The following is a 22879-nucleotide window of genomic DNA, read 5'->3' as shown; positions in this document are numbered from 1 at the left end:
TTCTAAGGATTTATTAAAAAGGATATCCAATAGCAAAATTGAAAATCAAATTTTCTTTCCTCCATGTTTTACTTCCTATATCAAAAGTGTTCCCCCATCGTTCTCCTTCTGGCAGGTATGGTATGCGAACTGGTGTCGCTAGATCTAATCGAATCACGAAAAACTGGATGTCTACTCGCAATCCAACACCCGTACCTACGGCCATTTCATTCCACCAATCGGAGGTGAATTTCCCGCCTGGAAGAGCTTCGTTTTCGTTGATCAACCAAATATTTCCAGCATCCGCAAACAATGCTCCTTTTAGGAAGGAAACAATAGGAAAGCGATACTCTATATTTCCTTCGATTCGGATATCACCTGTTTGATCGAAATAGGAATTAACATCGAAGTCTTCTGGGCGATACGTTCCAGGACCTATAGATCGGATTCGGAATGCCCTTACGCTATTAGGTCCTCCAGAAAAGTATTGCTTGATGTAGGGCAAGGACTCAGAATTGCCAAATGGTAAACCAAATCCTGCAAATATACGTGTCGCAATTGTTTGATTTTGGTCTATGTTATAATGATATCGAAGATCAAGATCTAATTTGCCGTACTGGGCATACTCTAGGCCAAGAATCTTCCCATCCTCTTTGTCTCCCATTTTATCGATGAGATTCAATGCATTTCCTGCGAAATCAAGGCTGGCACCCAGAAAGTACCCATGAGTTCGGTATCTGTCATTTAGCTTGTTATAGTTAAATGTATAATTAAGTCCAGCGATAAAATTCTGCTCGAAACTTCGTTTTAAAAATGGATTATCATCAAGAATCTTATCAAACTCAGGCGAAGTTTTGCTGAGATTCACCAGACTCACACTAATCGGGTTGATTTCGTGATAAGCATATTTATTTGCATTCCAGAAATAGCCATAGTTGGCAGAAACTGAATTGAGATTATACAATCCACCGCGACTTAAATATTCGACACCAATACCCATTTTTGTTTTAGGGACAGAGTAACTGAATTTATCTTTGATAGGTACAAAAAAGATCACTCGTGGAAAAATAAGATTAGCTGATAAACCGAGTTCCAATGACTCTAGTCCCTTTCTGCCCTCTCCTCCGGCAATCTGAAATTCATATCCAATCCTTCCAGTTAGATTAAAAGTCTCGCCACCATTGAATAGATTTCTGTTTCTGTAGACCAGATTTAAGGCCGGCCCAGCGAAATTATTTGATTTGGAAACTCCCAATAACTCGGCTCTGACTGATCTTTTGGTTAAGGGAGATAAATAGAAACTAGCCTTGAGATGCCCAAGAGAATCTGAAGTGAATAGCTCCTCATACCTTAGATTGACAAATTTGTAGTTGCCAATAGAACTCAGTCTATTGCTCGAAAGTCTGGAAAGAGTTGGATCGTATCGCTGGTCCTTTTGGATGAGAATATACTCGTTCAAAAGTTCTGGTTTGAATGTGTCATTTCCCTGAATGAAATTTTTCCCGTCTAAATAAACTGTGTCTATTTTCTCCCCATTTTCATCGATTGAGTAGTTTGGGAAAACAAGGATTGAGTCAATTTTGTAAGGTATGATCCCGTTTTTAGGGACATTTTGCTTCATTCGAAGGTAAAGTTTGAAACTCCTTGCGCTGTCTGAAATATTGGTGTCTGCTTCGAAGATGAGGTAGTCACTGTTAAAATTATAGTAACCCTTTGCTTTGAGCGCTGAATCAATTCGATTTCTTTCAAATTTCAGAGTGTTTAGATCAAACCGACTACCTGAATCCAGCGTGGTTTCTTTCATCAATGCGATGATTTCTCTGTCAATTTCCATGCTGTCCCGCTCCACTTCAACCTGGCTAAGTGTATATGGTTCGGATATGGAAGCAGTGTAGGCTACTTCAGCAAATTTGTTTTTTCTGCTAACTTCTGAATTGGCGCGACTATAAAAAAAACCTCTGTTTTCAAGCCTATTTAAGATTAGATCTTCGGTACGGCTAGGCGTTACTTGACTGAAATAGACAGGTTCTTCACCTAGCTTTTTATTTAAAAAGCGATTGATGAACCCAGGTTTGTCTTTAGTCGCCTTGTAATGTGCCCAAAGCCCCACGTACATCCCAAGAATTTTGGAATTAGGTTCTGGACGAAGTAGGCCTTCCAGCTCTTCCTCTAAATCCTTAAGGTCTTTGATGTCAGCTTCTGTCTGCACATCAAGAGTTGCTCCCGTGTATAGAAACTCATCCTCAGGGATATACTTTTTCACACTACAGCTGAGAATAGCTGCAAGTAGAATTAAATAAATAGCTGATATGAATCCTTTAATCCTCATTTTCTTCTGATTCTTTAGCCCGATTTTTCTTCTTTTCCTTTTTGTTTTTTTTCTCCAATTCATCGATTGGATTTGTTTTACCAGATGAAGAGATAGGAGTTTTCCATAATTCTGCGAAAGCATTGAATTCCCGATTGAAAATCAAACCGCCGCCTGTAACTACTAGCTGTCCATCGACGATACTTTCAAACTGGTTTTTGCGAAAAGCACGAATTCTCCATCGCCCATCTTCTGTCAGCAGATATTCAAAACTAACATTTGCAAGAATGGAATTTGCTTGGTCAGAGCCCTGAGAACTTCCTTCTATGTCGACTTGACTTCCTACCTGTACAATCAAGCGATCATCAAAAAGCGTTTGCTTCGCATTGATGTTTAAGTCTGTTCTATTTGTAGCTCTGCCCGATTGGAAATCCTGATAGCTATCCACATCAAAACCTACTTGGAAACCACTGTCTCCGAAGAGTTTGCTAGAAAGGGCATTCATTTGATCAGAAAGAACCTGACTAACAGAATTTCTCGCGATAGATTCTGCACCGCCACCAGAGCCATCACTTCCAGTAGAAGGGAAGAATCTATTAAGTACGAGAAGCGAGAATACTTGCTTATTCAATTCATCTTCCTGCTCATTGATTTGAAGTACTCGAGAATATACATTTCCGCCAAAAGCTCCTCGTTGGTTTTCAGGCATATCCAGCAAAAACGAAATTTCTGGTTTAAGTAAATCTCCATTTACATTCAGATAAACCAAGAAAGGAAGTTGTTGTTGGTACTGCGATTGGGTTTCATTATTACTTCCGGTAAGCTGCGCAGACATGAGTTGTGAAGCTGCGGTTTCTACTCTATAGATAGCGCGAATGTCTAAATTGGCATCCATAGGGTCGCCATTCCAAGTGATTCTGCTACCTGGATTGATGTCGAATTTTTTACTCACTAGATTATAAAGGGACATTTCATAGTGTCCGGTAGAAATCTCAAAATTTCCACTTAAGGTGATACGTCCATTAGGATTGATATCCATTTGCAGATCGGCTTGCCCACCTACTTTTAGATTGTCGCCTGTAGCTGGATCTATTACGATTGTGAAAAGTGCTATAGGATCGATATTTAAAATCGCCTGTATATCGAATCCTGAAAAAGCAGCCGTAGTTTCTTCCAGTTGACGGGTGAGAATATCATCAGGATTATCTTTATTGACGAACATAACTACGCCCTGTCTTTCCACCAGATCAAGCTCAGATTTAGGGATGATAATGGTAAGATCGGTATTGTCTTTGATTGTAAGGTTAGCCTTAACCACTGGGAGCACTAAGTCTCCTTCTATGCTGACATCTGCGCTAAGCGTGGCTTTGCCATAGATTAACTCATTATCCTTGTCGGTAGAATTGACCGCCATAAAATTGTCCGCAGTAAGCTGCAAATCAAATGTTGGATTAAGATAACTTTCTGTGCCTATCATGCCGTTGATGGCAAATGTGTTGTTATCTGCATCACGGAAAGTAAATTTTTCAAAGTAAATACCTTCATTATCTAAGTTGAGTTTCTCGTTAGAGAGGAGGTATTTAGTGCTGAGTTGCGCTGGGACAAAGGATGCTTCATGGAACTGGACTTCACCTGCGTATCGAGGTTCGGCTGTGGTCCCATTGGCTGTAATTGTTCCGGATAGATATCCAGCTGCATTCACTATTTGATCTTGTGTAAGCGCAGCTATTTTTTCCATTTCAATCCTGTTCAGATCAAGTTTGATATCAAAATCTCCACCAGCCTCATTTGCTACAAAATCTCCTGTTAGATCAAGGTCAAATCCACCATCTTTCAGATCTAGAGCTAACGCATAATTTCCGAGACTTTTTGCTGTCGCCTCCAAATTCAGATTTCCAAGAGGGACATCGACAACTTTAAGACTGTCGATTTTCAACTCACCTAATAATCCCAATGCACCGAAGGGATTTTCTACCACCAATCTTCCGTTCATATTGCCTCCAGCTATTATCTCTTCGGGATTTAATAAACTTGTAATTGTAGATAATCTGAAGTCGTTGAATACTAATGCAATATTTTCATCGGTGGATTCTTCCACGTTATTGACAAAAGAGATTTCTTGATTGTCTCTGGTAAATTTAAAATCTTTGAATTCCAGACTTTCGCCAGAGTATTTCACCAAGTTTTTCTCCGCCACTTGCCATTGCTCTCCTTCAAGTATAAGATCAATAGATGAAACGTGATAACTAAGGGTATCCCCTGCCAAGCCGATATCTGAGGACACGTGGTATTTTCGCTCGTCCTCTTGGTAAGAATGAAAATCAAAATATAATCTTGAGTCAGCCAGTTGACCAGTGAGAAAGGTCTTACCCATATTTAGTGGGCCAGAAGTTAGGGCCTGAAAACCAAAATACATCCTTAGTATATCCTTATTAGATCGGATTCTAAGACCCAAGCTATCCACTTCGGTACCTGCATAATTCACATATGGGAATTCTATATCCGCGGTAAGCGAGTCTATCTCTTGAATGTAATGCGCCTTAATTCTAGCAGAATCAAACTGCTCTATACCTTGTAAAAGTACCTCGCTAAGTAATGGGTCATCTGAAATTTTGATGTCTACATCCATCACGATTTTCCCTTCTCCTACAGAATGAATTGAATCTGCCTTGTCTAGATAATGGCGGAAATGCTCTGTAATTGCGGTAGTTAAATCCGCAGGATTAGTATTAGTTCGGATGTAGCCATTTATCAATGAACTGGCGATATCTACACTGGTAGAATCGTCGCGAACACTTGCATCAAACGTGAGGCTGCCAACTGGATAATTCTTTTTGTCATATAAAAAAGTTGCATTTTGTACGATCGACGAGAAATCAAATTCTTCAAAATTTCCTTCGAAATTTGCGGCTAGGTTGAATCTGGTTCTCGCGCTTTTACCTGTGAGCCCAAGTGCAAAAAAGTCAGCACCTTTGAGATCTAGCGTAAGATCTACGATTGAATTGATTGAATCTAAATCCACTTTGGTAAGTAAATCGTAATCCAAAAACTCCGAGTTCAAACTTGACCGTAAATCACCAGCTCCATCCACTAATTTGCCATCCAGCTTCAATCCAGAATAATCAGTTCCGTATAGTTTCAGGCGATCAAAAGTGAAAGTCAATTCCCCATTTAAATCATTGAGGCTAGACCCCGAGCCCGTTGCAAGAAGATGGAATGTCAGCGTGTCCAGCTCAGGCATCTTTAGAAGCTTTCCTAGCTGTAACTGATCTACATTGAGGTCTGCATCAAAAGCGAGCAAACCATTATTTTGATAGCCTCCGTTCCACTGGATATTCCCCATTTCAGTTTCAAGGTTGAGCTTCGCCAAGAGATCATCCAGCTTCCCACTCGCTGTAGCTTGCAAATTTATTTGCTCAGGAAATTGAATCCCATAATCTTCCTCTTTCACAAATTTCAGGAGAGTTGCCCGATCCGTATGGAGCTTAATTGTTGGGAAATCAAATGTTAGCAGATCTACATCCAATATGTTTTGTGCAGAGCCTGTTGCTGAGAAACTAGTTTCTCCCCAATTCATCCTGGCATTGCGGATATCCATAGATTTAAGACTTCCTAGTGCCTGTAACTCTAGGTTGAAAGGAGCGTCATCAAGTTCGCGTAGCAGCGTGTCTTGGGCTAGTTCTGGAGCGAAAAAATAACTATCTCTCACATCCACGGAGGATTGATTTACGAGCAAATCCAACTGAACAACATCTGGATTATCTATCAATGCTTGAATGGAAGGGTATTCCAATGATGCTACTGCATCCAATGTGCTGCGATTGGTTGCCAATAGAAAATCCGAAAGAACCATAGAATTATTTCCGGCCTCTAATCCGAATTTCAATTCTTTAAGCTCAAAACCACTGCCTTCTAAAAAATGTATAGTGTTTACTTTTGCGCTTACTTTTTCATCCTTTAGAAATAAATTCTCGCCATCAAAAGTAAGATTTGAAATGACAATAGATTCCGGATTGAAGTATCCTTTTTTGATGGAAACATCTGCAGATTTGTACTCGATGTCGGTAGAGTCTATCGATATTCTATCTACTTCCACTATCCATGCTGGCCATTCAAAAGGGGCAGCAGGAGAGGTAATGGCAGTTTCGATGAAAATGGCTTCATAGAAATCATGGAATAAAATCGAGGATTTTTCTAACGCTAGTGTAGTGAGTTTGACTGATTGGGTTGTTAGATTTGCTTCAGGTAATTCAACACGTAAATTCCCGATTTGAACTTGTGCTTTCTGACTATCCGCTAAGCTGACATAATCTACCGAAACATTGGTTAAGTTTAATTTATCCAAGTTCAGTATTGGACTTAGTGGTTCTTCCTCAGGTTCTTCAGTAGCAGGAAAAGGTTTCGTTTGATGATATTTGATTCTGGTATTTTGTAAAGCTATTTCTTTGATGTCAAACTCGTAAGTTTCCAGATCCAATCCAGGAATTGTGACATCCAATTGCCCAAGCAAGATAGAAGCATCAATTCCCATCACTTCATCGAAGAACATGATGTCAAAATCCCTTAGAGAAATAGGTGAAAGTTTTATTTTCAAAGGATCTGAAGCCGTGGTGTCAGCAGCTAAAGTCAGGGTGGAATCCGCAGGTTGGGAAGCAAACGCCTCAATTAAAAAATCAAAGTTGAATTTTTCTGTTACCGCACTGCGAGTTACCCTAGCTTTTAAGCCTTCCCAATCTAGCTTGGTAACATTGATATTTCCAGTACTCAGAAGTGGTGCAAAAGCGACTCCAGCTTCTAAGTTTTTTGAGTAAATTAAGGTGTCACCTTTTGTATCAGCAATGTATAAACCTTCTAAGTAAATATTACCTGAAAAAGTAATGAAAAGACGCTCTATAGCTACTTCAGTGCCTGTTTTTCCTGAGACATAACTGGTGGCTTTATCCACAACTATACCCTGACCCCATGGGCTTCTGATGAATAGAATCAGGATTATTATAAGCGCTAAAATTACGCCCAGTATAATGCCTAGAATCTTTAAAAATTTGGTCAGAAAAGTTTTAATAGGTTAAGCCTTTTAGCAGTGGAATTTTGAGGTCTTTTTATTCTACCTACTTATCTGTCAAGAAACAAGCCAAAATAGGGGGTATAACGCAATATTTAAAACTTGATATTAGTGAAATTGTTTTTTGAAAAGTTTCCTAATTATCTTTTTTATATGTTCGCATGTATTCCGCCATTTCCTCAGCCGTCATTTTTTTATCTGATCCAGGTGTTAACTCAATCGCTTCTTGTATAGCTTTATCAGCTCTATCAATAAATTCTTTAGGCTTTCCTTCGTCTTTGATCAGTTCAAAAGCATCATATAATTCCCCCGTAGCAGTGTAAGCTCCATAATTTAAGCTGTTGCCTTCTATGCTGATCAGCTGGTAAAGCTGCGTGTTGGATGCTGCGCGATCCATCCACTTGTCAAATGTGAGGTTATACATTTTTGGTCCAGAGACAGACACGACATATACGGGTCCTTGAGCTGCTTCATCTTGATTTGCAACTCCAGAAGGAAGATTTCTTCCTCGACCATAGGAATGGTCATGACCCTGAAGTACAAGGTCAACTTTGTATTTTTCAAAAATGGGCTTGAAAGCTTCGCGAAACTCTTGGTTGTCTCGGCCAGTTCCGGAAGAATATATCGGATGATGAAAAGTAATAATTGTCCACTTTTGAGTGTTTTCTGACAATACTTTTTCTAGCCAATCTTTTTGAATAGCCATGGAATTTTCGTCTGAAACTATCTCTTGAGAGTTGAGAGAAATCAGTCTCATGTCCGAATAGTCAGTATAGTAAACAGTTTCTTCAAACTCTTTCGGTCCATTTTCAGGAAATGTGAATTGCTTTTTCCAGTGATAGTCGAGGACCAAGGTGCCACCTTCTTCACGGTCATATTCATGGTTGCCAGGAGTAGCAATGCTCGGAATCATGGCATTGATAAATGATCCTGCATAATTCCACTCACCCCATTCGGAATCATCCTGTGTACTATTGATCAAATCACCTGCATGTAGCATAAAGGCTGCTTTAGGTAGATTAGAATATGCTTGGCGGATAATTCTAGACCACTGCGATTTCAAGTTGTTTTGTGCATCTCCAAAATAAACGAAGGAGAAAGGAGCACCCTTTTCAGGAGCGGTGGTGAATTGATGCCATTCGCTCCAAGTTTCCTCTTTACCCACGCGGTATGCATAAGTAGTGGCAGGCTTTAGGTTTTGAAAAGTAACAGAGTGATAGTTTGCCTGTACACTGTCAACGTCAAGGAATTCAGTCTTGGCATCAAAAGTCTGTACCTCCTCCAAGTAAATTGGAGTATTTGGTGCTAGGATGAATTGTGCCTTAGAATCCATTACCTCTGCAGATGTTCTCCAAGTGACAGACTGTGTAGTCATAGGATCATCCGACCATGTTAAAATTATACGATCAGGAAAAGTTGTAGGTAGAAAAGTTTGGGCTATAAGATTAAATGAAGTCGCTAAGAAAAATAGGGCGAAGAGACAGTTGAACTTTGTAAAAACTTTCATCGATGGGATGTTTAGAGAATTTGAAAGAATAAAGAAGATACTAAAAGTTCGCATATCACAAGAAGTCATGTTAAGGAATTCTTAATTCAATATTCGCAGGTCTCTGGCGATCCACTCCAAAGCTCAACCCCGTCAAGACCAATCCAAACTCGACTATGAGATATGCTGCCGACCAATTCCAATAAGATACTTGGATAGAAAGAAACTGAAGTCCGAGACCTACAAGCTAGATTAAGTGCCCATTTCTAGTTCGAGCTACTTGGGTTTTGATGTCAAATCGACATTATCCTTCGTTGATAAGTGGTATGAAAAAATCTCTGTATTGCCACAGTAGTATCAGATCAAAGAGTAGAAGAAAAGCAAGCACAAATGGAGTATCCTGCCAATCTAGGGAATCATCACCAATAGAATACTCCCGATCAAGAGTATCATCACTAATTATACCTGAAGTAGGTTTTTAATTTGTTTTTCTTCCTGGTCATTTTCCATCATGATCATAAGCTCGTCCTCATCTTCGAGCGTTGTCTGACCATTCGGAGTGATGAATTTGCCACTTCTTTTTACTAGTACAATTAAGCTGGTGCTTGGAAAACCAAGTTCTAAAATTCTCTTCCCCGAAATCGGGCTGTCTTTAGGAAGTTGGATTTCAAGAATCGCATTTTTAAAATCTTCAGAAAGTTCTAGATCAAGCATAGAACGCTTTTTTAAGGAAGCAGGGAGGGAAAGATGTAAAAGTCTTGCAGCCAAAGGCAAAGTAGTCGCCTGAATAGCAACAGAGGTCAGTACAATGAAGAATACTATGTGAAAAATGGTGGATGACATTTCTATGCCCGCTATTAGAGGAAAGGTTGCAAATACAATTGGAACAGCTCCTCTCAGCCCAACCCAGGAAATGAATGCCTTTTCGCGAAGCTTAAATTTAAAAAATGACAACGAAATAAAAACGCCAAGAGGTCGCGCCACAAAAATCAAAAAGAGAGCGGCCAATATGGCTATTCCCGAGACTGGGACGAGTTGTTTAGGGAATACCAGTAAGCCCAAGGTGATAAACATGACTACCTGCATAAGCCATGCGACACCATCAAAAAACTTCATAAGACTCTTTTTGTGAGCCATATTGGCATTACCTACTGTGATTGCACTGATGTAAACTGCTAGAAAACCATTACCATTAAGCAGATCTGCTGTAGTATATGTGATGAGGACCAAAGCGAGTAGCATTACGGGATATAATCCTTCGAAATCCAGGTTCACTTTATTCGTCAATATGACTGTAACCGTTCCAAATAACCATCCCAACAAGCCTCCAACGATCATCTGAATAAAAAATAGCGAGACAATTTCCCAGATAGATCCAGTCTGTAGCGTGACAAGTCCTAGTATTGATATGGTAAGGAAATAAGCCATAGGATCATTACTGCCGCTTTCTAGCTCCAGCAGTGGCCTGATATTTCCTTTCAAACCTATGCTTTTTGCCCTCAAAACAGAAAAGACAGCAGCAGCATCGGTGGAGGATACTATAGAGCCAAGAAGTAAACTTTCAAGAAAAGTGAGCTCTGAAATCATATAAACAAAACCACCAAGAGATAAACTAGTAAGCAATACACCTACCGTAGAGAGCATAATTCCCTGCCTAAGAACAGGTTTAATACTAGGCCATTTGGTATCTATACCACCAGAGTATAGAATATAGGTCAGGGCAATGATTCCGAGAAACTGAGCGACGTCTGGATTGTCAAATCTGATCCCACCGATTCCATCTGATCCCGCCAACATTCCTATTCCAAGGAATATTAAGAGCATTGGGATGCCTGTCTTGCCTGCAGTTTTGCTAGCTAGTACACCTGCTAAAAGTAAGAGAGAACTGATTAAAAGGATATTTTCGGCGGTGAGAGACATTGATGTATATTGGTATTAGATCAAAACTAATGAGATTAGCTTACTTTTGTGCGAGATAACTATACGAAGGGTCGCCTTACGTAAAAAAAATGAAGAAACTTAATTCTCTTTTATACCTTTTTTATTACCTATTCCTGTGGGTGGTTATGCCAACAGCAGGATTTGGAGAGCCGGTAGTTGTAGATGAATTTGGTGGCAGAAATCTTACTAGTGTTGCTAATGGGGAAGCAAATTTCTTTGATTTTCACCAGAGTGTCAGACCTGATTGGAATAGTTCAAGAGAAGTTTCTCAGGAGCATTTGTGGTCCGTAACAGGACATTGGCCAGTACTTTTTTCATCCATAAATAAATTTCTATTTATATTTTCTAACGAAGAAACGATAAATAGGGCTTTTTCAACTTCACCTATTCCAGGTGCGCTCACCACTTCAAAGATCATTTTCCCTTTCCATTATTTCTGGTAAAACGGAGCGCAATTCTACGTGACATTGCTTATTCCTCCTGACTAATTATGTCAGGCAGGACTAAAATTCCATTTTATCTAACTAGAAAATAATGAATGAACTAACATTAGTAATTATATCGATCCTTTTGATCACAATGGTTTGTCTTCCATTACTTATCAATCATTCTAAACAAAAGAATAAAGGCAATCTGCTGAAGGAACAACTCAAGTCTGAAGGTGACGCTAGCCATCTTAAAGCACGTGACTTTGAAACCTGGCGAGAATCGTATTGTATAGGTTTGGATCAAGAAAATAAGCAGCTACTTTTCTTAAATAGACAGGAGACTGAGACGAAGGTTCAAAAAATAGATTTAAGTCAAGTGCGGCTTTGTAAGCCAATCAGAACTTTTCGGGAAATAAATAAAGGCAAAGAGAAAATTCAAATAATCAACAAAGTGACTTTGGTGCTGGACCAGTTTAACGAACACATTCGGCCTTTCGAAGTTGAAATATATAACGAGGACCTAAGTGATTATTTGGTGAACGAGTGGGAGCTAGCTCAAACTTGGTCGAAGAAAATAAATGAATTGAGAAATTAAGTAGCGACGGGAGGTCAAAAACCTCCCGTTTTCTTTAAGTTTGAGTTACGCCATTAAATCAGGTATGTCAAAATTCCTTATTTTAGGTTTCATAAATTATTCTAAGAATAAAACATGCGAGTGAGCTGACTCCGGGGAGCAAATTAGCACACCCAAAGTTTGGGACTGGAATGATTCTATCTCTGGATGACACGTATTACAAAATTTATTTTTATTCCAGCGAAGAAGTCAAGATCCTTGCGAGAGATTATGAAGGATTTACGGTGAAGGAAGCTAAGGCTCCTGACTTCCCCATACTCACAATGAAGGACGTGGAAAAGGCCATACGAGAAGCGCTGATGCAAACTTCCGAGCGAGCACCAATTGTGCTTTTGGGTAGTAAATGGATAGGTGGTAAAGTGGTTTTTGAACCTAATGATGAATCACTTCAGCCCAAAAAAATTCCGATGTCAGCATTTTTCCATAAGATCGTGATGGTGCGCGAAAAACTGAGAGTACTAGAACAAAACATCAGCAATCATCCAAAGCTTGACGACGAGGATCGAGTGCATCTCTAGCAATACATCACATGAGCCTATGGTTCCTTGACAATTTTCAATGTGCTATTCGCTTACAAAGAAGATCAGTTTAAAGGGAGTGGCAGTTAATCTATGATTAAGCTTACGTAGAGTTGATTTCTTGTTAGCACGGCTTACTAAGAATTAAATCTTTGCTCTAATTCTGCTAAGTGTCTCTATAGTCATGTCGAGGAAAGAAGCAATTTGGCCTACAGAAGCCCTGTGAATGACTTTTGGTCGGTATTGCATCAATTCGAGGTATCTTTCCTTAGCAGTTTTGAATTTGTTGAATATCTGATGCTCTTCTAAGACGATATAGTATTGTTCCAAAATCATTCTATAAGCTCGTTCGAGTTCAGGGTGTTCGAGAAAGCAAGCTTGAAGATTGTCATAGGAAATTTTAAAAACCTTGCTTTTCTCCATTGTTTCAATGTTTTCATAGGAAGGTTTCCGGGTAATAAAAGAATGCATAGCGGTGACAAATTCTTCGTCCAGCGTGAAAGAAACTGTGATATCCCGATTTTCTCTGATGTAATAGCTTCTAGCGGATCCTTGTATTACAAAGTATAGATAGCGACTTATTTGCCCCTCTTTTTCGAGTAAAAAGCCTTTTTCTACCTCAAATTCAACTAAATGACTTGCAAATGCAGCTTTGGCCTCATCGCTTATGGTAGGGAATTTGCTGAATAGGCTTAAGAAATTTTCCATTTGGTAGTTGCTAAAAGTCGTGGTGGCTGAGTAGAAATAATTTTTGAAGACTTAAATTTGCGCAGTTAATTTAAAAAGAAGCAGATTAATACACCTCTTAATTGAAGAAATATCTAAGAAGTTATGCTTTTAATCATAGTTATCAACCAGAACTTTACTTACTAACTAATTAATATATAATGAAAAAACTTTTGCTTTTAGTATTCGCACTTGGGTTCTTTGGTACTGCTCAGGCACAAGTTGGCGTTCGTGCAGGCTTCAGCAGCGCAAATTTCACTGATTTTGATTCCGATGCTATTGCAGGGTTTCATGTTGGAGCATATTATAAAAAAGACTTGGGATTTATTTCCATAGAACCGGGACTTCAATATTCTCAAAAAGGGCACGAGCGAATCGCTTCAGTGAATGATGGTGGGGTCAAAAACGATCGACTGAACTATATAGATCTTCCGGTATTGCTTCGTGTGAATTTCCTTCCATTTCTGAATGTTTTCGCTGGTCCACAAGGGTCGGTCTTAGTATCGAGAAAATTAGAGTTTTTGAATGGTGATACTGATACCAGTACAGAGCCTGTCAAGGGCTATGATATCGGGGGTGTAATAGGTGTTGGAGCTAATTTACCGCTCGGATTGAATGCTCAGCTAAGCTATGATTTAGGATTTCAGAGCGTGAATTATTACAATCAGAACGTTAAAAACAATGTGTTGAAGATTTCAATAGGGTATGATTTCTAGGTGATTTCGAAATTTTACAAGTAGTCATTTAGCTTTTGAAGCTGGAAGACAGGAGACAGAAGACGGAAGATGGGAGACAGAAGACAGGAGACAGGAGACAGGAGACAGAAGACGGAAGATGGGAGACAGAAGACGGAAGTGGCTTCAATCTGAAAGTGGCAATTTTGGATATACATTATATAGAAATACTTAAAAACCCGGTTAGCGCCGGGTTTTACTTTTTACTACTTACCAACATTACAATTCACTGTGTTATTATTTCTTCAGCCGGTCTGGGTTATCTTCGATAAATGATTTCCAACCTGCATTTCTTCCTTTTGTCTGTAACCTTCCATCGTGAAAATGATGACAAAGCGCGACAGCCAATGCATCTGTAGCATCCAACATTTTGGGTAGCTCAGTGAGCGAAAAAAGTGTTTGAAGCATTGCGGCAACTTGCTCCTTTGATGCGTTTCCATTTCCAGTGACGGACTGCTTCACTTTCTTAGGAGAATATTCAGTGATCGGGATATCTCTCGCCAACGCTGCCGCCATCGCTACACCTTGAGCTCGACCGAGCTTGAGCATAGATTGCACATTTACACCAAAAAAAGGTGCTTCCAAAGCCACGCTATCTGGCATGAATTCTTCCAAAATTCCCGTGATCCGCTCAAAAATCTTCTTAAGTTTCAATTCATGTGTTTCATACTTTTTGAGATGAATCACACCATATTGAAGGATCTTGTATTTTTTGCCTTCTGTCAAAATCAATGCATAGCCCATGACGTTTGTGCCGGGATCAATGCCTAGGATAATTTTTTCGTTTGGCGCTTTTTCTTGTTCTTTGCTCACCCCCGCAAGTTAGCCCAAAACATGCTAAGTTTTTACCTCATCTGGTCTCTGAGTTACTTCACAATACTTTGGTGGATGAGTCGATTTTGGCACAAAAAAGTGGATTCGGCTGATGTTCAAGCCATTTATCCCGAGGTGACGCTTATTGTCCCATTCCGTAATGAAGCAGAAAATGCTTTGAATTTGAGCTTAAATCTAAAGAAGTTAAGCTATCCAAATCTTGAGATTCTACTTATAGATGATCATTCTGAGGATGCGTCCTTTCAGCTATTGGAGCAGTATTTTTTAGAGGAAAGAAATGTTCAAATCCTCAAAATCCCAACAAATGGAAAAAAAGCTTCTATAGAATATGGGGTGAATTTGGCGGTTGGAGAAATTATTCTGTGCACCGATATGGACTGTAGTTTTAAAGAATCCTGGATTGAAGAAATGGTTTATCCATTTCAGGATCCTCAGGTCCAGCTCGTGGCCGGAGCAGTATTAGTGGAGGTAAAAAACACCTTTTTGGAGGTGTTTCAATCATTAGACTGGGCAAGTATTTTGTTGGTTACAAATTACTTTTTTGCCAAAAAAGAACCCTTAATCTGCAGTGGTGCGAACTTGTCCTATAGGAAGTCTGCATTTGAACAGGTGGATGGGTACGAAGGAAATCGGCAGATTGCCTCAGGAGACGATGAGTTTCTTTTAAAAAAAATAGCTGGAATGTATGGGAGAGATGCCTGCGTCTATTTAAATTCTTCCCAGATATTGGTTACAACAAGGGCAGAGCAAACTTGGCAAAGCTTAATTAATCAGCGCGTTCGCTGGGCAAGTAAATGGAAAGCACACTTCTCCATCTCTCACGCCCTATCCGCCGCTGGAGGTTTTTTGGCGCAGTTAATTTGGCTTGGAAGTTTTTATTTGATTTCATCAGGCGTTAAAGGTGTACTCGCTTTAGGGTTAGTTTGGCTGCTGAAAATAGCTGCAGAGAAATTGAGTTTGGGAAAGGTGTTAAAAAGCTTCGGTAGGTTTTCCAGTCCTTATTCTTTCCTTCAAACTTCCTTTGTGCATCCTTTTTATGTCTTGCGAGTTGGATGGGGAGTATTCAGAGGAAAATTCACTTGGAAGGGCAGAAGGAACTAGAGAAGTGTTAATTTTAGAAACTGAATTTAGAATCATGAACGACGAGGAATTTGATTTGATGGACGAACTTTACTTCGTTCAGCCCTATAGTTATCTTTTGGAAACCTTGGAATGGGAGGAAGAATTATTACTCTCTACCCTTCAAAGCCTTTTTTCTCAAGGTTATGTCAAATGTCTGGATGATCCGGACAAAGAGAGATTTAGTACAGTAGATATTATTAAAGAGGGGAGTGGCTTATATTTTTTGGCAACAAAAAAAGGGCTGATGGCACATAACACATTATAGAATTGATCACTGAAACACATAAATATCAACGCAAGGAACTGCAATTGAAATCGCTGCTGGAAATTACGCAGGCGATCAATGAGAATCAGTCTGAAGCAATTTTGCTTAATATTTTCAAGTTTACCTGTTTAGTCCATCTGAATATCAAAGCATTGATACTCTTCGTGGCGAAAGAAGGCGCTTTTGAAAATAAAATCTCCCATGGCGTAAAAGGGAAGATTCCGAAATTGATCGCTGCTAGTCAGGTAGTGGATCAGCAGGGAGAATTAAGCTTGGAATTGGAAGCAGATTATTCTTTGGAACAACTTGAATATTTGCCAGTCTACCATAAAGACAAGATGCTAGCGATTCTCTTTCTGCGTAGGAAAGATGAGGCTTTGGAATTGGATCTTGATTTCACTAAAGCTTTAACCAATATTCTGGTGGTGGCACTGGAAAATAAGCGATTTGCCCGAAAGCAACTCGAGCAGGAAATCTTAAATCGGGAAGTAGCTATTGCTTCTCAGGTGCAGCAAATGCTTTTCCCAGCCGAACTTCCTATAGATAAGGAGCTGAAAGCAAAGGTCACTTATTTACCTCATAGCATGGTGGGCGGAGATTACTATGATCTGATCCGCAAATCCAAAGACGAAGTTTACTTTTGTATTGCGGATGTATCAGGCAAAGGAATTGCTGCGGCACTTTTGATGTCTAATTTTCAAGCGGCATTGCGTACACTTTTGCGCAGCGATGCAGATCTGGAAATGGTCGTAAAGCAGCTGAACTATACCCTATATGAAAATACACATGGGGAGCGATTCATTACTTTTTTTCTAGGCTATTTCAATTTCAAAACTCGCGAACTTATGTATGTAAATGCTGGACATAACCCGCCTTTGCTTTGCCGTGATGCAACCGGTGAATTTGAAAGCTTGCAGGCAGGAACTACAATCCTTGGAGCTTTTGATGAGTTACCCTTCTTGGAGATAGGTAAACGTGAACATCTTACTAATTTTTCCCTACATCTCTACACGGACGGTCTGACAGAAGCGATGAACCCCGAGGAAGAGGAGTACGGAGAAGATCGATTAGAGGCATTTGTCACCAAGAATATGGGTATGGATCCAGATGATTTTCATCGGAAGTTTTTGAAAAAGATTGAGCAGTTTTCCAAAAATGTGCCGCTGAGAGATGATCTGACCTTGCTAAGTTTAAGATTCTAATAGAATGATCTGGCATACGGTTCCCGTACTAGTTCAGCGCCTTTTCCCTAAGAGACTTTGGAGCAAAAGTGCTGAGGAAAAGACGGTTTACTTGACTTTTGACGATGGGCCAGTGCCAGGAGTTACTGATTATGTTTTGGAAGAATTGGCCAAAAGAGATCAGAAAGCGACTTTTTTTATAGTTGGGGACAATGTAGCTAGATATCCATCTTTGGCACAGGAAATTGTGAGTGCAGGGCATAAGCTCGGGAACCACACCTTCAATCACATGAATGGGTGGAAAACCGAAAAGACAATCTATTTGGATAATGTAGAACTTTGCGATAAAGTACTGGGAGATGTGCTTGGGATAAAGACAAAGTTATTCCGCCCTCCCTATGGGCTGATCAAATCGAGCCAGGCAGTGGAGGTGTCTAGATTTCATCAGCTAGTGATGTGGGATATGCTTTCTGGTGATTATGATCGAAATTTGAAATCAGAAGTAGTATTGAAGAAATCCGTCCAGTACACCAAGCCTGGAACTATTGCAGTCTTTCATGATCAAATAAAGACTAAGGAGCTTTTGCCAAAGATCCTACCTCAATACCTTGATTTCATACAGGATATGGGTTGGAAAGCAGATGTCTTATGATAGTCTGGATATGTTATGGAATAGTTGGGTTGATACTGGCTCAGTTCGTCATTGCTGTAGTACGTATTGAAATTTTCTGGAAAGACCATCCAAGAAAGCTTCCAAAAGACTTACCTCTTGTGTCTGTTCTGGTAGCAGCCAGAAATGAGGAAAAAGACCTTCCTGATCTTTTGCGTTCTTTAGAGCAATTGGATTATCTTAAAGATCAAATCCAGTTACTCTTTGTCGATGATCAGAGTACTGATGGTACTTCTGTGATTTTAGAGGACTGGTGCAAGGTGGCATCTAACAGAACTTTTATCACGATATCATCATCAGAAACTGCCCTTTACAATGAAAATGGCAAGGCTAATGCATTGGCGATTTTGGAAGAGAGGGCCACTGGAGATTACTATTTTTTCACAGACGCGGATTGTGATGTGAATCCTGATTGGATACGGGAAGGAGTAAGTTGTTTCGGGGAAAATGTTGGGATAGTAATCGGGATCACTCAGGTGAAAGCGACGGGCATGCTAGAAAAATTTCAGGAGATTGATTGGTGGTTGACTTTGGGTTTTGTGAAAGTGGCAACAGATCTGAACATTCCGACAACCGGCTTGGGAAATAATATGGTGATCAGCAAAGAAGCTTATCAGCGAAGTGGAGGTTTTAAGAACTTGCCATTTTGCCTAACCGAAGATCTGGAAATCTCCAGAGCGATTCAGCATGCAGGTTATTCTATAGTGCATCAAGTGAGTCCAGGAATGCTTGTTAAAACCAAAGCCGAAACGAGTTTTATGAATTTGCTGCATCAACGAAAGCGATGGCTTAGCGGCGTGATGACGCTGCCTTTTTATTGGAAACTTGCATTAGCATTACAAGTAGTTTACTTCATAGTTATAGTTGCCATAATGAGTATAAATGTGTCGGTAGGGCTAGCTCTTTCATTGGTCAAAATAGTTTTGCAAGGCATATTTCTTGCAAGAATAGCCCGGAAATCAGGAGCAATTATCAAATGGATATACTTACTGCTTTTTGATTTTTATAATTTCTATACCATCCTCCTTACTATTCTTTACTATTTTTGGCCTTCCAAGACCCAATGGAAATCCAGAATATACCCCTGAAATCAAGCCTCCCAGGGGCATACAGGTATAATACCATGGCTTACACCTGGAATAATTATGATTTATGACAGATTCCAACCCGAAATATTCGGACAGGTATTGGATTTAATAAGACTTATTATAATTGTATGAATTACATAGAGACCCACGCACATATTTATTCAACTAAGTTTGACTCGGATCGTGATCAAGTGATTCAAGAAATCAGAGATGCTGGTATTGAGCGAGTTTACATGCCAAATGTGGACGTATCCACTATAGAAGCTATGCTCGCTTGCGAAGAGAAATATCCGGGTTTATGCATTCCTATGATGGGTCTGCATCCATGTGATGTGAAAGAGGACTTTCGGGAGCAACTGGTTATCATGGAAGACTGGCTGAATAAACGTCAGTTTGCAGCTATTGGAGAGATTGGACTGGACTTATATTGGGACAAGACGTTTTTTGAGCAGCAAAAAGAGGCGCTGAAAATTCAGATCAGTTGGGCAAAGGAAAGAGATTTACCGATTGTCCTTCACTGCCGAGATTCTATGGACGAAACAATTGCCATAGTGAAGGCAGAGCTTGACGGCAAGTTAAAAGGGATCTTCCATTGTTTCAATGGAAATCTGGATCAGGCAGAGCAAATCATTGAGATGGGCTTTCTGCTGGGAATCGGTGGAGTAGCTACTTTCAAGAATGGGGGATTGGATAAAGTAATCCCTGAAATCAGCATCGAGCATTTAGTTTTGGAGACAGACGCTCCTTATCTTGCTCCTGTACCGTTCAGAGGCAAGCGGAACTCTCCGGCATATTTACCATTTATAGCAGAGAAAATTGGAGATTTTCTACAGCTTTCAAAAGAGGAAGTAGCGCTCAAGACAAAAGAAAATGCCCTTAACTTATTCCGTGAGATTGAATCATGAACTATAAGATAGTACGATTAAATACTGCACTTCGCACCAGCAAGACATCCTCAGTACTCATTATATATACTGGTGGTACGCTTGGGATGGCTTATGATGATAGCGGTGCACTTGTGCCGTTCAACTTCGGGCAGATACTGGAGAAAATCCCTATCCTATATACCATGGATATTGCCATTACGGTGATTTCCTTTCCTGAGCCGATAGACTCATCCAACGTTTCCATGAGTCATTGGAAGGACATGGCATATATTATTTATGAGAATTACGATAGCTATGATGGCTTTGTGGTGTTACATGGTACCGACACTATGGCATATTCTGCTTCGATGCTGAGTTATATGCTACAAGGCTTGAATAAACCTGTGATCTTTACAGGAGCTCAGTTGCCGATCTCCGCTATGCGATCAGATGCGCGTGAAAATCTTATGACTTCCCTTGAGATTGCTACTGCAAAGATCAATGGAGAGCCGATAGTGCCTGAGGTTTGTATTTTCTTTAACCACTTACTGTTGAGAGGAAATCGCTCCAAAAAAGTGCAAAGTGTGCATTTTGATGCCTTTGAATCGGAGAATTATCCTCCGCTGGCCGAATCTGGAATCGTGATAGATTATAATACTCAGGCTATTCGTCCGCTGGAATCCCATAAGAAGCTAGTAACTAGAAATACGCTGGATAATAATGTACTTATTCTCAAGCTATTTCCCGGGATTACACAAAAAGTGATTGATGCCATGCTGAATATTGAAGGACTCAAGGCCATTGTGTTGGAAACTTACGGATCGGGAAATAGTCCAAGTGAGGACTGGTTTATGAATTCCTTGCAAAAAGCGATTAAAAAAGGAGTGATTATACTAAATGTGTCGCAATGTAATGGAGGTCGAGTGATCCAGGGAAGATATGAGACTAGCAAAGAACTACTTAATGTGGGGGTAATTAGCGGAACAGATATGACTACGGAAGCAGCTGTGACAAAATTGATGTTTTTGCTTGGGCAGGAGAGTAAACACGAGGTCATTGTGGCCAAGCTGAAAGTGGCTCTGGCAGGAGAGATGAGCGCATAGAAGCAAATTCATTGGCTATTTTCTGGGATTATTTGGAAAGGGCACTAATAATAATTTTCTTTGCACTCCGATTCAGAATGCTGGATCAGAAAACAACCTAGAGAGGTGGCCGAGTGGCTGAAGGCGCACGCTTGGAAAGCGTGTATACTGCAAGGTATCGAGGGTTCGAATCCCTTCCTCTCTACATTAGAGCCAACTTTAGCAATAAAGTTGGCTTTTTCTTTTTAGTCTAAATCAAGATGAATTTGGAAGGGGTGAGAACCCTCGGGTTTGAAATCGACCATCGGGAGATTCGCGAGGGACAGTGCGGCATGCTTGCGCGTATGAGCAACCCTTTCCTCTCTACATCTAAAAACCCTAACTATCAGAAAAAATGATAGGTAGGGTTTTTTTATTTGAATTATTAGCGAAATCAGTAGCGATATCTGGTGTTTTTTTGGAACTGACACTTCTCCTTATTTTATAATTCTATGGAAATTATGACCAATCAAAAAAATAGCGATCATTTTTAAATAGTCTTCACAGGACGCGGTAACAGGGGTACATCATAAATCTGTTTTTCTAAACATCCATTACCTGTATTTGATCGGAACGTGAGATACGCTAAGAGAGCAAAGCACAATCCTTCAGGAATATGGGTTCGAGTTTTCCCGGGATATTTTGGATTTTATCGAGAATGTCGAAATCGGAATTCACTGATTTTAAAATTACGGGTAAGAATATTACTATACTTCTGTGTGATAGTAATTCACTGGAATCCGGATTAATAGTAATCTTGAAATAACGATTTATTATTTTGGTTTTATTATAATATAAGAATTATATTTTGTTTCTATATTTAAACATTTGTAAATATTCTGTATTTGTTGTAAATTTAGGTTCACCATTAATAATAGTTACCATGAACCAAAATGAAATTATAAGGGTCACAGAAGAAGAATTCATTGAGATCAATGAAGGAAGCAGAGCAAATGCCTGGAAGATGATCGAAAAGCTCAAATCGATTGGAAAAATTCATCATATAAGCAATGATAGTGGAGAAGATTTCATCTTGAATGGGATTACCAAAGAGGAATTAAAATATAATCCCGAATGGTTTGAGGAAAAAGCGGCCTCAAGCCGCTTTTTTACTCGCATATTAATCTTTTCCGGGCATAGTAGCCACAAGCAAATCAATGGCGTTTTGGACTGGCCACCTAATTGCCTATTCATTTTCTACTATCACCGGTGCGTTCTGCAGCGCAGATCTTGGACAAATTATATAGCACTGTATAACAATCATCTGTATGGATAAAGATGAATTCGAAAAATCGTTCCAGAACAAAATAGGAGCGAATTTCAATGATCGTGCGAAATATTATGAAATCAACCTAGAGGTTTTTTGTGAACTACGAACGCTTTTATTTGAAATTAACAATTGTCTCCTCTTGAATTTTGATAGAGCAGCAATAACACTTACAAATCATTTATTAGAACGACTTCTAAAGCTTGCTTTGATAAATAGTGAAATTGGAATTGGGTCAATAGAAACTAATAAATGGAATGAGGTTTTTCAAGAACCACATAAAAAGTACGGAACAATTTCTTTAGCAAATTCAATTGAACTGTGTAAAAAATTTGAGCTTATAACAGGCGAAGAAAAAAACTACCTTTTCGATCGAATTCGGATTTTAATGAGAAATGGATTTTCACATGCAGACTCAAGCAATATTTTAGCTCATTTACCAGATGATTTAAAAATGATCCAAGGGAATTTTTCTAATCCCAATGAGAAAAAGGAGATCAGTGTAAATCAAAAAATAATACCCTTTCTTCAAGCTCTACAGATGGAGAGTTTTGCAACACAAACTTCGAAACCATATTTTGACTATGTGTATGACCTAATTTTTCGTATTGAAAATCGCTTGATAGAAAAGTCAAAAAACGTTTAAATT

General features: G+C 39.5%; 19 protein-coding genes and 1 tRNA gene. 14 read left to right on the top strand and 6 right to left on the bottom strand.

Annotated elements, in window-relative coordinates:
• Positions 1-13 precede the first annotated feature (13 nt).
• The 4 genes from tamL to BVH02_RS12275 form a co-directional block, all read right to left on the bottom strand.
• The gene (gene tamL, locus BVH02_RS12290; protein WP_086501779.1) at positions 14-2308 is read right to left on the bottom strand and encodes a translocation and assembly module lipoprotein TamL; all 2295 of its coding nucleotides are present in this window, start codon (positions 2306-2308) and stop codon (positions 14-16) included.
• A complete protein-coding gene (locus BVH02_RS12285) occupies positions 2298-7232 on the bottom strand; it encodes a translocation/assembly module TamB domain-containing protein (RefSeq protein ID WP_086501743.1) in 4935 nt (1644 codons plus the stop codon). The genes tamL and BVH02_RS12285 overlap by 11 nt, the downstream gene beginning before the upstream one ends.
• A 253-nt stretch (positions 7233-7485) precedes the next feature.
• A complete protein-coding gene (locus tag BVH02_RS12280; protein ID WP_086501742.1) occupies positions 7486-8856 on the bottom strand; it encodes a purple acid phosphatase family protein in 1371 nt (456 codons plus the stop codon).
• 438 nt (positions 8857-9294) lie between these two features.
• On the bottom strand, positions 9295-10755 hold the full coding sequence (locus BVH02_RS12275; protein WP_086501741.1) for a potassium/proton antiporter: 1461 nt from the start codon (positions 10753-10755) through the stop codon (positions 9295-9297).
• 89 nt (positions 10756-10844) lie between these two features.
• Between BVH02_RS12275 and BVH02_RS12270 the strand changes: the two genes are divergently transcribed.
• The 3 genes from BVH02_RS12270 (at position 10845) to BVH02_RS12260 (ending at position 12356) form a co-directional block, all read left to right on the top strand.
• Complete coding sequence (locus tag BVH02_RS12270; protein WP_143244210.1) at positions 10845-11219, top strand: hypothetical protein; 375 nt, start codon at positions 10845-10847, stop codon at positions 11217-11219.
• A 91-nt stretch (positions 11220-11310) separates the two neighbouring features.
• The gene (locus tag BVH02_RS12265) at positions 11311-11799 is read left to right on the top strand and encodes a hypothetical protein (RefSeq protein WP_086501739.1); all 489 of its coding nucleotides are present in this window, start codon (positions 11311-11313) and stop codon (positions 11797-11799) included.
• A 170-nt stretch (positions 11800-11969) separates the two neighbouring features.
• Positions 11970-12356: a hypothetical protein gene (locus tag BVH02_RS12260; RefSeq protein ID WP_223271860.1), complete on the top strand. Its 387-nt coding sequence runs from the start codon at positions 11970-11972 to the stop codon at positions 12354-12356.
• Between the two features lie 144 nt (positions 12357-12500).
• On the opposite strand, the gene BVH02_RS12255 is transcribed toward BVH02_RS12260, so the two are convergent.
• Positions 12501-13064, bottom strand: a complete 564-nt coding sequence (locus BVH02_RS12255) for a Crp/Fnr family transcriptional regulator (RefSeq protein ID WP_086501738.1) — start codon at positions 13062-13064, stop codon at positions 12501-12503.
• Between the two features lie 179 nt (positions 13065-13243).
• Between BVH02_RS12255 and BVH02_RS12250 the strand changes: the two genes are divergently transcribed.
• A complete protein-coding gene (locus BVH02_RS12250; protein ID WP_086501737.1) occupies positions 13244-13798 on the top strand; it encodes a porin family protein in 555 nt (184 codons plus the stop codon).
• Positions 13799-14053: 255 nt separating this feature from the next.
• Here BVH02_RS12250 and ruvC read toward each other — a convergent pair whose 3' ends face one another.
• Entirely contained in the window at positions 14054-14629 is a 576-nt protein-coding gene (gene ruvC / locus BVH02_RS12245) for a crossover junction endodeoxyribonuclease RuvC (RefSeq protein WP_086501736.1), read from the bottom strand.
• Positions 14630-14650: 21 nt separating this feature from the next.
• Here ruvC and BVH02_RS12240 point away from each other — a divergent pair, with 21 nt between their 5' ends.
• The 10 genes from BVH02_RS12240 (at position 14651) to BVH02_RS12195 (ending at position 22876) form a co-directional block, all read left to right on the top strand.
• On the top strand, positions 14651-15751 hold the full coding sequence (locus tag BVH02_RS12240; RefSeq protein ID WP_086501735.1) for a glycosyltransferase: 1101 nt from the start codon (positions 14651-14653) through the stop codon (positions 15749-15751).
• A gap of 34 nt (positions 15752-15785) precedes the next feature.
• Complete coding sequence (locus BVH02_RS12235) at positions 15786-16037, top strand: hypothetical protein (protein WP_086501734.1); 252 nt, start codon at positions 15786-15788, stop codon at positions 16035-16037.
• 2 nt (positions 16038-16039) lie between these two features.
• Positions 16040-17239: a PP2C family protein-serine/threonine phosphatase gene (locus BVH02_RS12230; protein WP_086501733.1), complete on the top strand. Its 1200-nt coding sequence runs from the start codon at positions 16040-16042 to the stop codon at positions 17237-17239.
• A gap of 4 nt (positions 17240-17243) precedes the next feature.
• Positions 17244-17870 (top strand): polysaccharide deacetylase family protein, encoded by a 627-nt coding sequence (locus tag BVH02_RS12225; RefSeq protein WP_086501732.1) that lies wholly within the window; start codon positions 17244-17246, stop codon positions 17868-17870.
• On the top strand, positions 17867-18976 hold the full coding sequence (locus BVH02_RS12220) for a glycosyltransferase (RefSeq protein ID WP_086501731.1): 1110 nt from the start codon (positions 17867-17869) through the stop codon (positions 18974-18976). The genes BVH02_RS12225 and BVH02_RS12220 overlap by 4 nt, the downstream gene beginning before the upstream one ends.
• Positions 18977-19104: 128 nt before the next feature.
• Positions 19105-19881: a TatD family hydrolase gene (locus BVH02_RS12215; protein WP_086501730.1), complete on the top strand. Its 777-nt coding sequence runs from the start codon at positions 19105-19107 to the stop codon at positions 19879-19881.
• Entirely contained in the window at positions 19878-20945 is a 1068-nt protein-coding gene (locus BVH02_RS12210; RefSeq protein WP_086501729.1) for an asparaginase, read from the top strand. The genes BVH02_RS12215 and BVH02_RS12210 overlap by 4 nt, the downstream gene beginning before the upstream one ends.
• Before the next feature lie 99 nt (positions 20946-21044).
• Positions 21045-21129: transfer RNA gene (locus tag BVH02_RS12205), tRNA-Ser, on the top strand.
• A gap of 717 nt (positions 21130-21846) precedes the next feature.
• The gene (locus BVH02_RS12200; protein ID WP_086501728.1) at positions 21847-22239 is read left to right on the top strand and encodes a hypothetical protein; all 393 of its coding nucleotides are present in this window, start codon (positions 21847-21849) and stop codon (positions 22237-22239) included.
• Entirely contained in the window at positions 22232-22876 is a 645-nt protein-coding gene (locus BVH02_RS12195; RefSeq protein ID WP_086501727.1) for a hypothetical protein, read from the top strand. Before BVH02_RS12200 ends, BVH02_RS12195 begins: the two co-directional genes overlap by 8 nt.
• The last annotated feature ends 3 nt before the right edge of the window (positions 22877-22879 follow it).

The organism is Algoriphagus ratkowskyi, assembly GCF_002150505.1.
GTDB lineage: Bacteria > Bacteroidota > Bacteroidia > Cytophagales > Cyclobacteriaceae > Algoriphagus > Algoriphagus ratkowskyi.
This window is presented reverse-complemented; position numbering and strand designations above follow the sequence as displayed.

What these genes read in the sequence shown, in the direction of transcription:
- BVH02_RS12210 (WP_086501729.1), top strand. Translation starts at nt 19,878, where the DNA reads ATGAACTATAAGATAGTACGATTAAATACTGCACTTCGCACCAGCAAG.
- BVH02_RS12195 (WP_086501727.1), top strand. Translation starts at nt 22,232, where the DNA reads ATGGATAAAGATGAATTCGAAAAATCGTTCCAGAACAAAATAGGAGCG.
- BVH02_RS12280 (WP_086501742.1), bottom strand. Translation starts at nt 8,856, where the DNA reads ATGAAAGTTTTTACAAAGTTCAACTGTCTCTTCGCCCTATTTTTCTTA.
- BVH02_RS12215 (WP_086501730.1), top strand. Translation starts at nt 19,105, where the DNA reads ATGAATTACATAGAGACCCACGCACATATTTATTCAACTAAGTTTGAC.
- BVH02_RS12225 (WP_086501732.1), top strand. Translation starts at nt 17,244, where the DNA reads ATGATCTGGCATACGGTTCCCGTACTAGTTCAGCGCCTTTTCCCTAAG.
- BVH02_RS12255 (WP_086501738.1), bottom strand. Translation starts at nt 13,064, where the DNA reads ATGGAAAATTTCTTAAGCCTATTCAGCAAATTCCCTACCATAAGCGAT.
- BVH02_RS12220 (WP_086501731.1), top strand. Translation starts at nt 17,867, where the DNA reads ATGATAGTCTGGATATGTTATGGAATAGTTGGGTTGATACTGGCTCAG.
- BVH02_RS12260 (WP_223271860.1), top strand. Translation starts at nt 11,970, where the DNA reads ATGATTCTATCTCTGGATGACACGTATTACAAAATTTATTTTTATTCC.
- BVH02_RS12265 (WP_086501739.1), top strand. Translation starts at nt 11,311, where the DNA reads ATGAATGAACTAACATTAGTAATTATATCGATCCTTTTGATCACAATG.
- BVH02_RS12235 (WP_086501734.1), top strand. Translation starts at nt 15,786, where the DNA reads ATGAACGACGAGGAATTTGATTTGATGGACGAACTTTACTTCGTTCAG.
- BVH02_RS12240 (WP_086501735.1), top strand. Translation starts at nt 14,651, where the DNA reads ATGCTAAGTTTTTACCTCATCTGGTCTCTGAGTTACTTCACAATACTT.
- tamL (WP_086501779.1), bottom strand. Translation starts at nt 2,308, where the DNA reads ATGAGGATTAAAGGATTCATATCAGCTATTTATTTAATTCTACTTGCA.
- BVH02_RS12275 (WP_086501741.1), bottom strand. Translation starts at nt 10,755, where the DNA reads ATGTCTCTCACCGCCGAAAATATCCTTTTAATCAGTTCTCTCTTACTT.
- BVH02_RS12250 (WP_086501737.1), top strand. Translation starts at nt 13,244, where the DNA reads ATGAAAAAACTTTTGCTTTTAGTATTCGCACTTGGGTTCTTTGGTACT.
- BVH02_RS12200 (WP_086501728.1), top strand. Translation starts at nt 21,847, where the DNA reads ATGAACCAAAATGAAATTATAAGGGTCACAGAAGAAGAATTCATTGAG.
- BVH02_RS12270 (WP_143244210.1), top strand. Translation starts at nt 10,845, where the DNA reads ATGAAGAAACTTAATTCTCTTTTATACCTTTTTTATTACCTATTCCTG.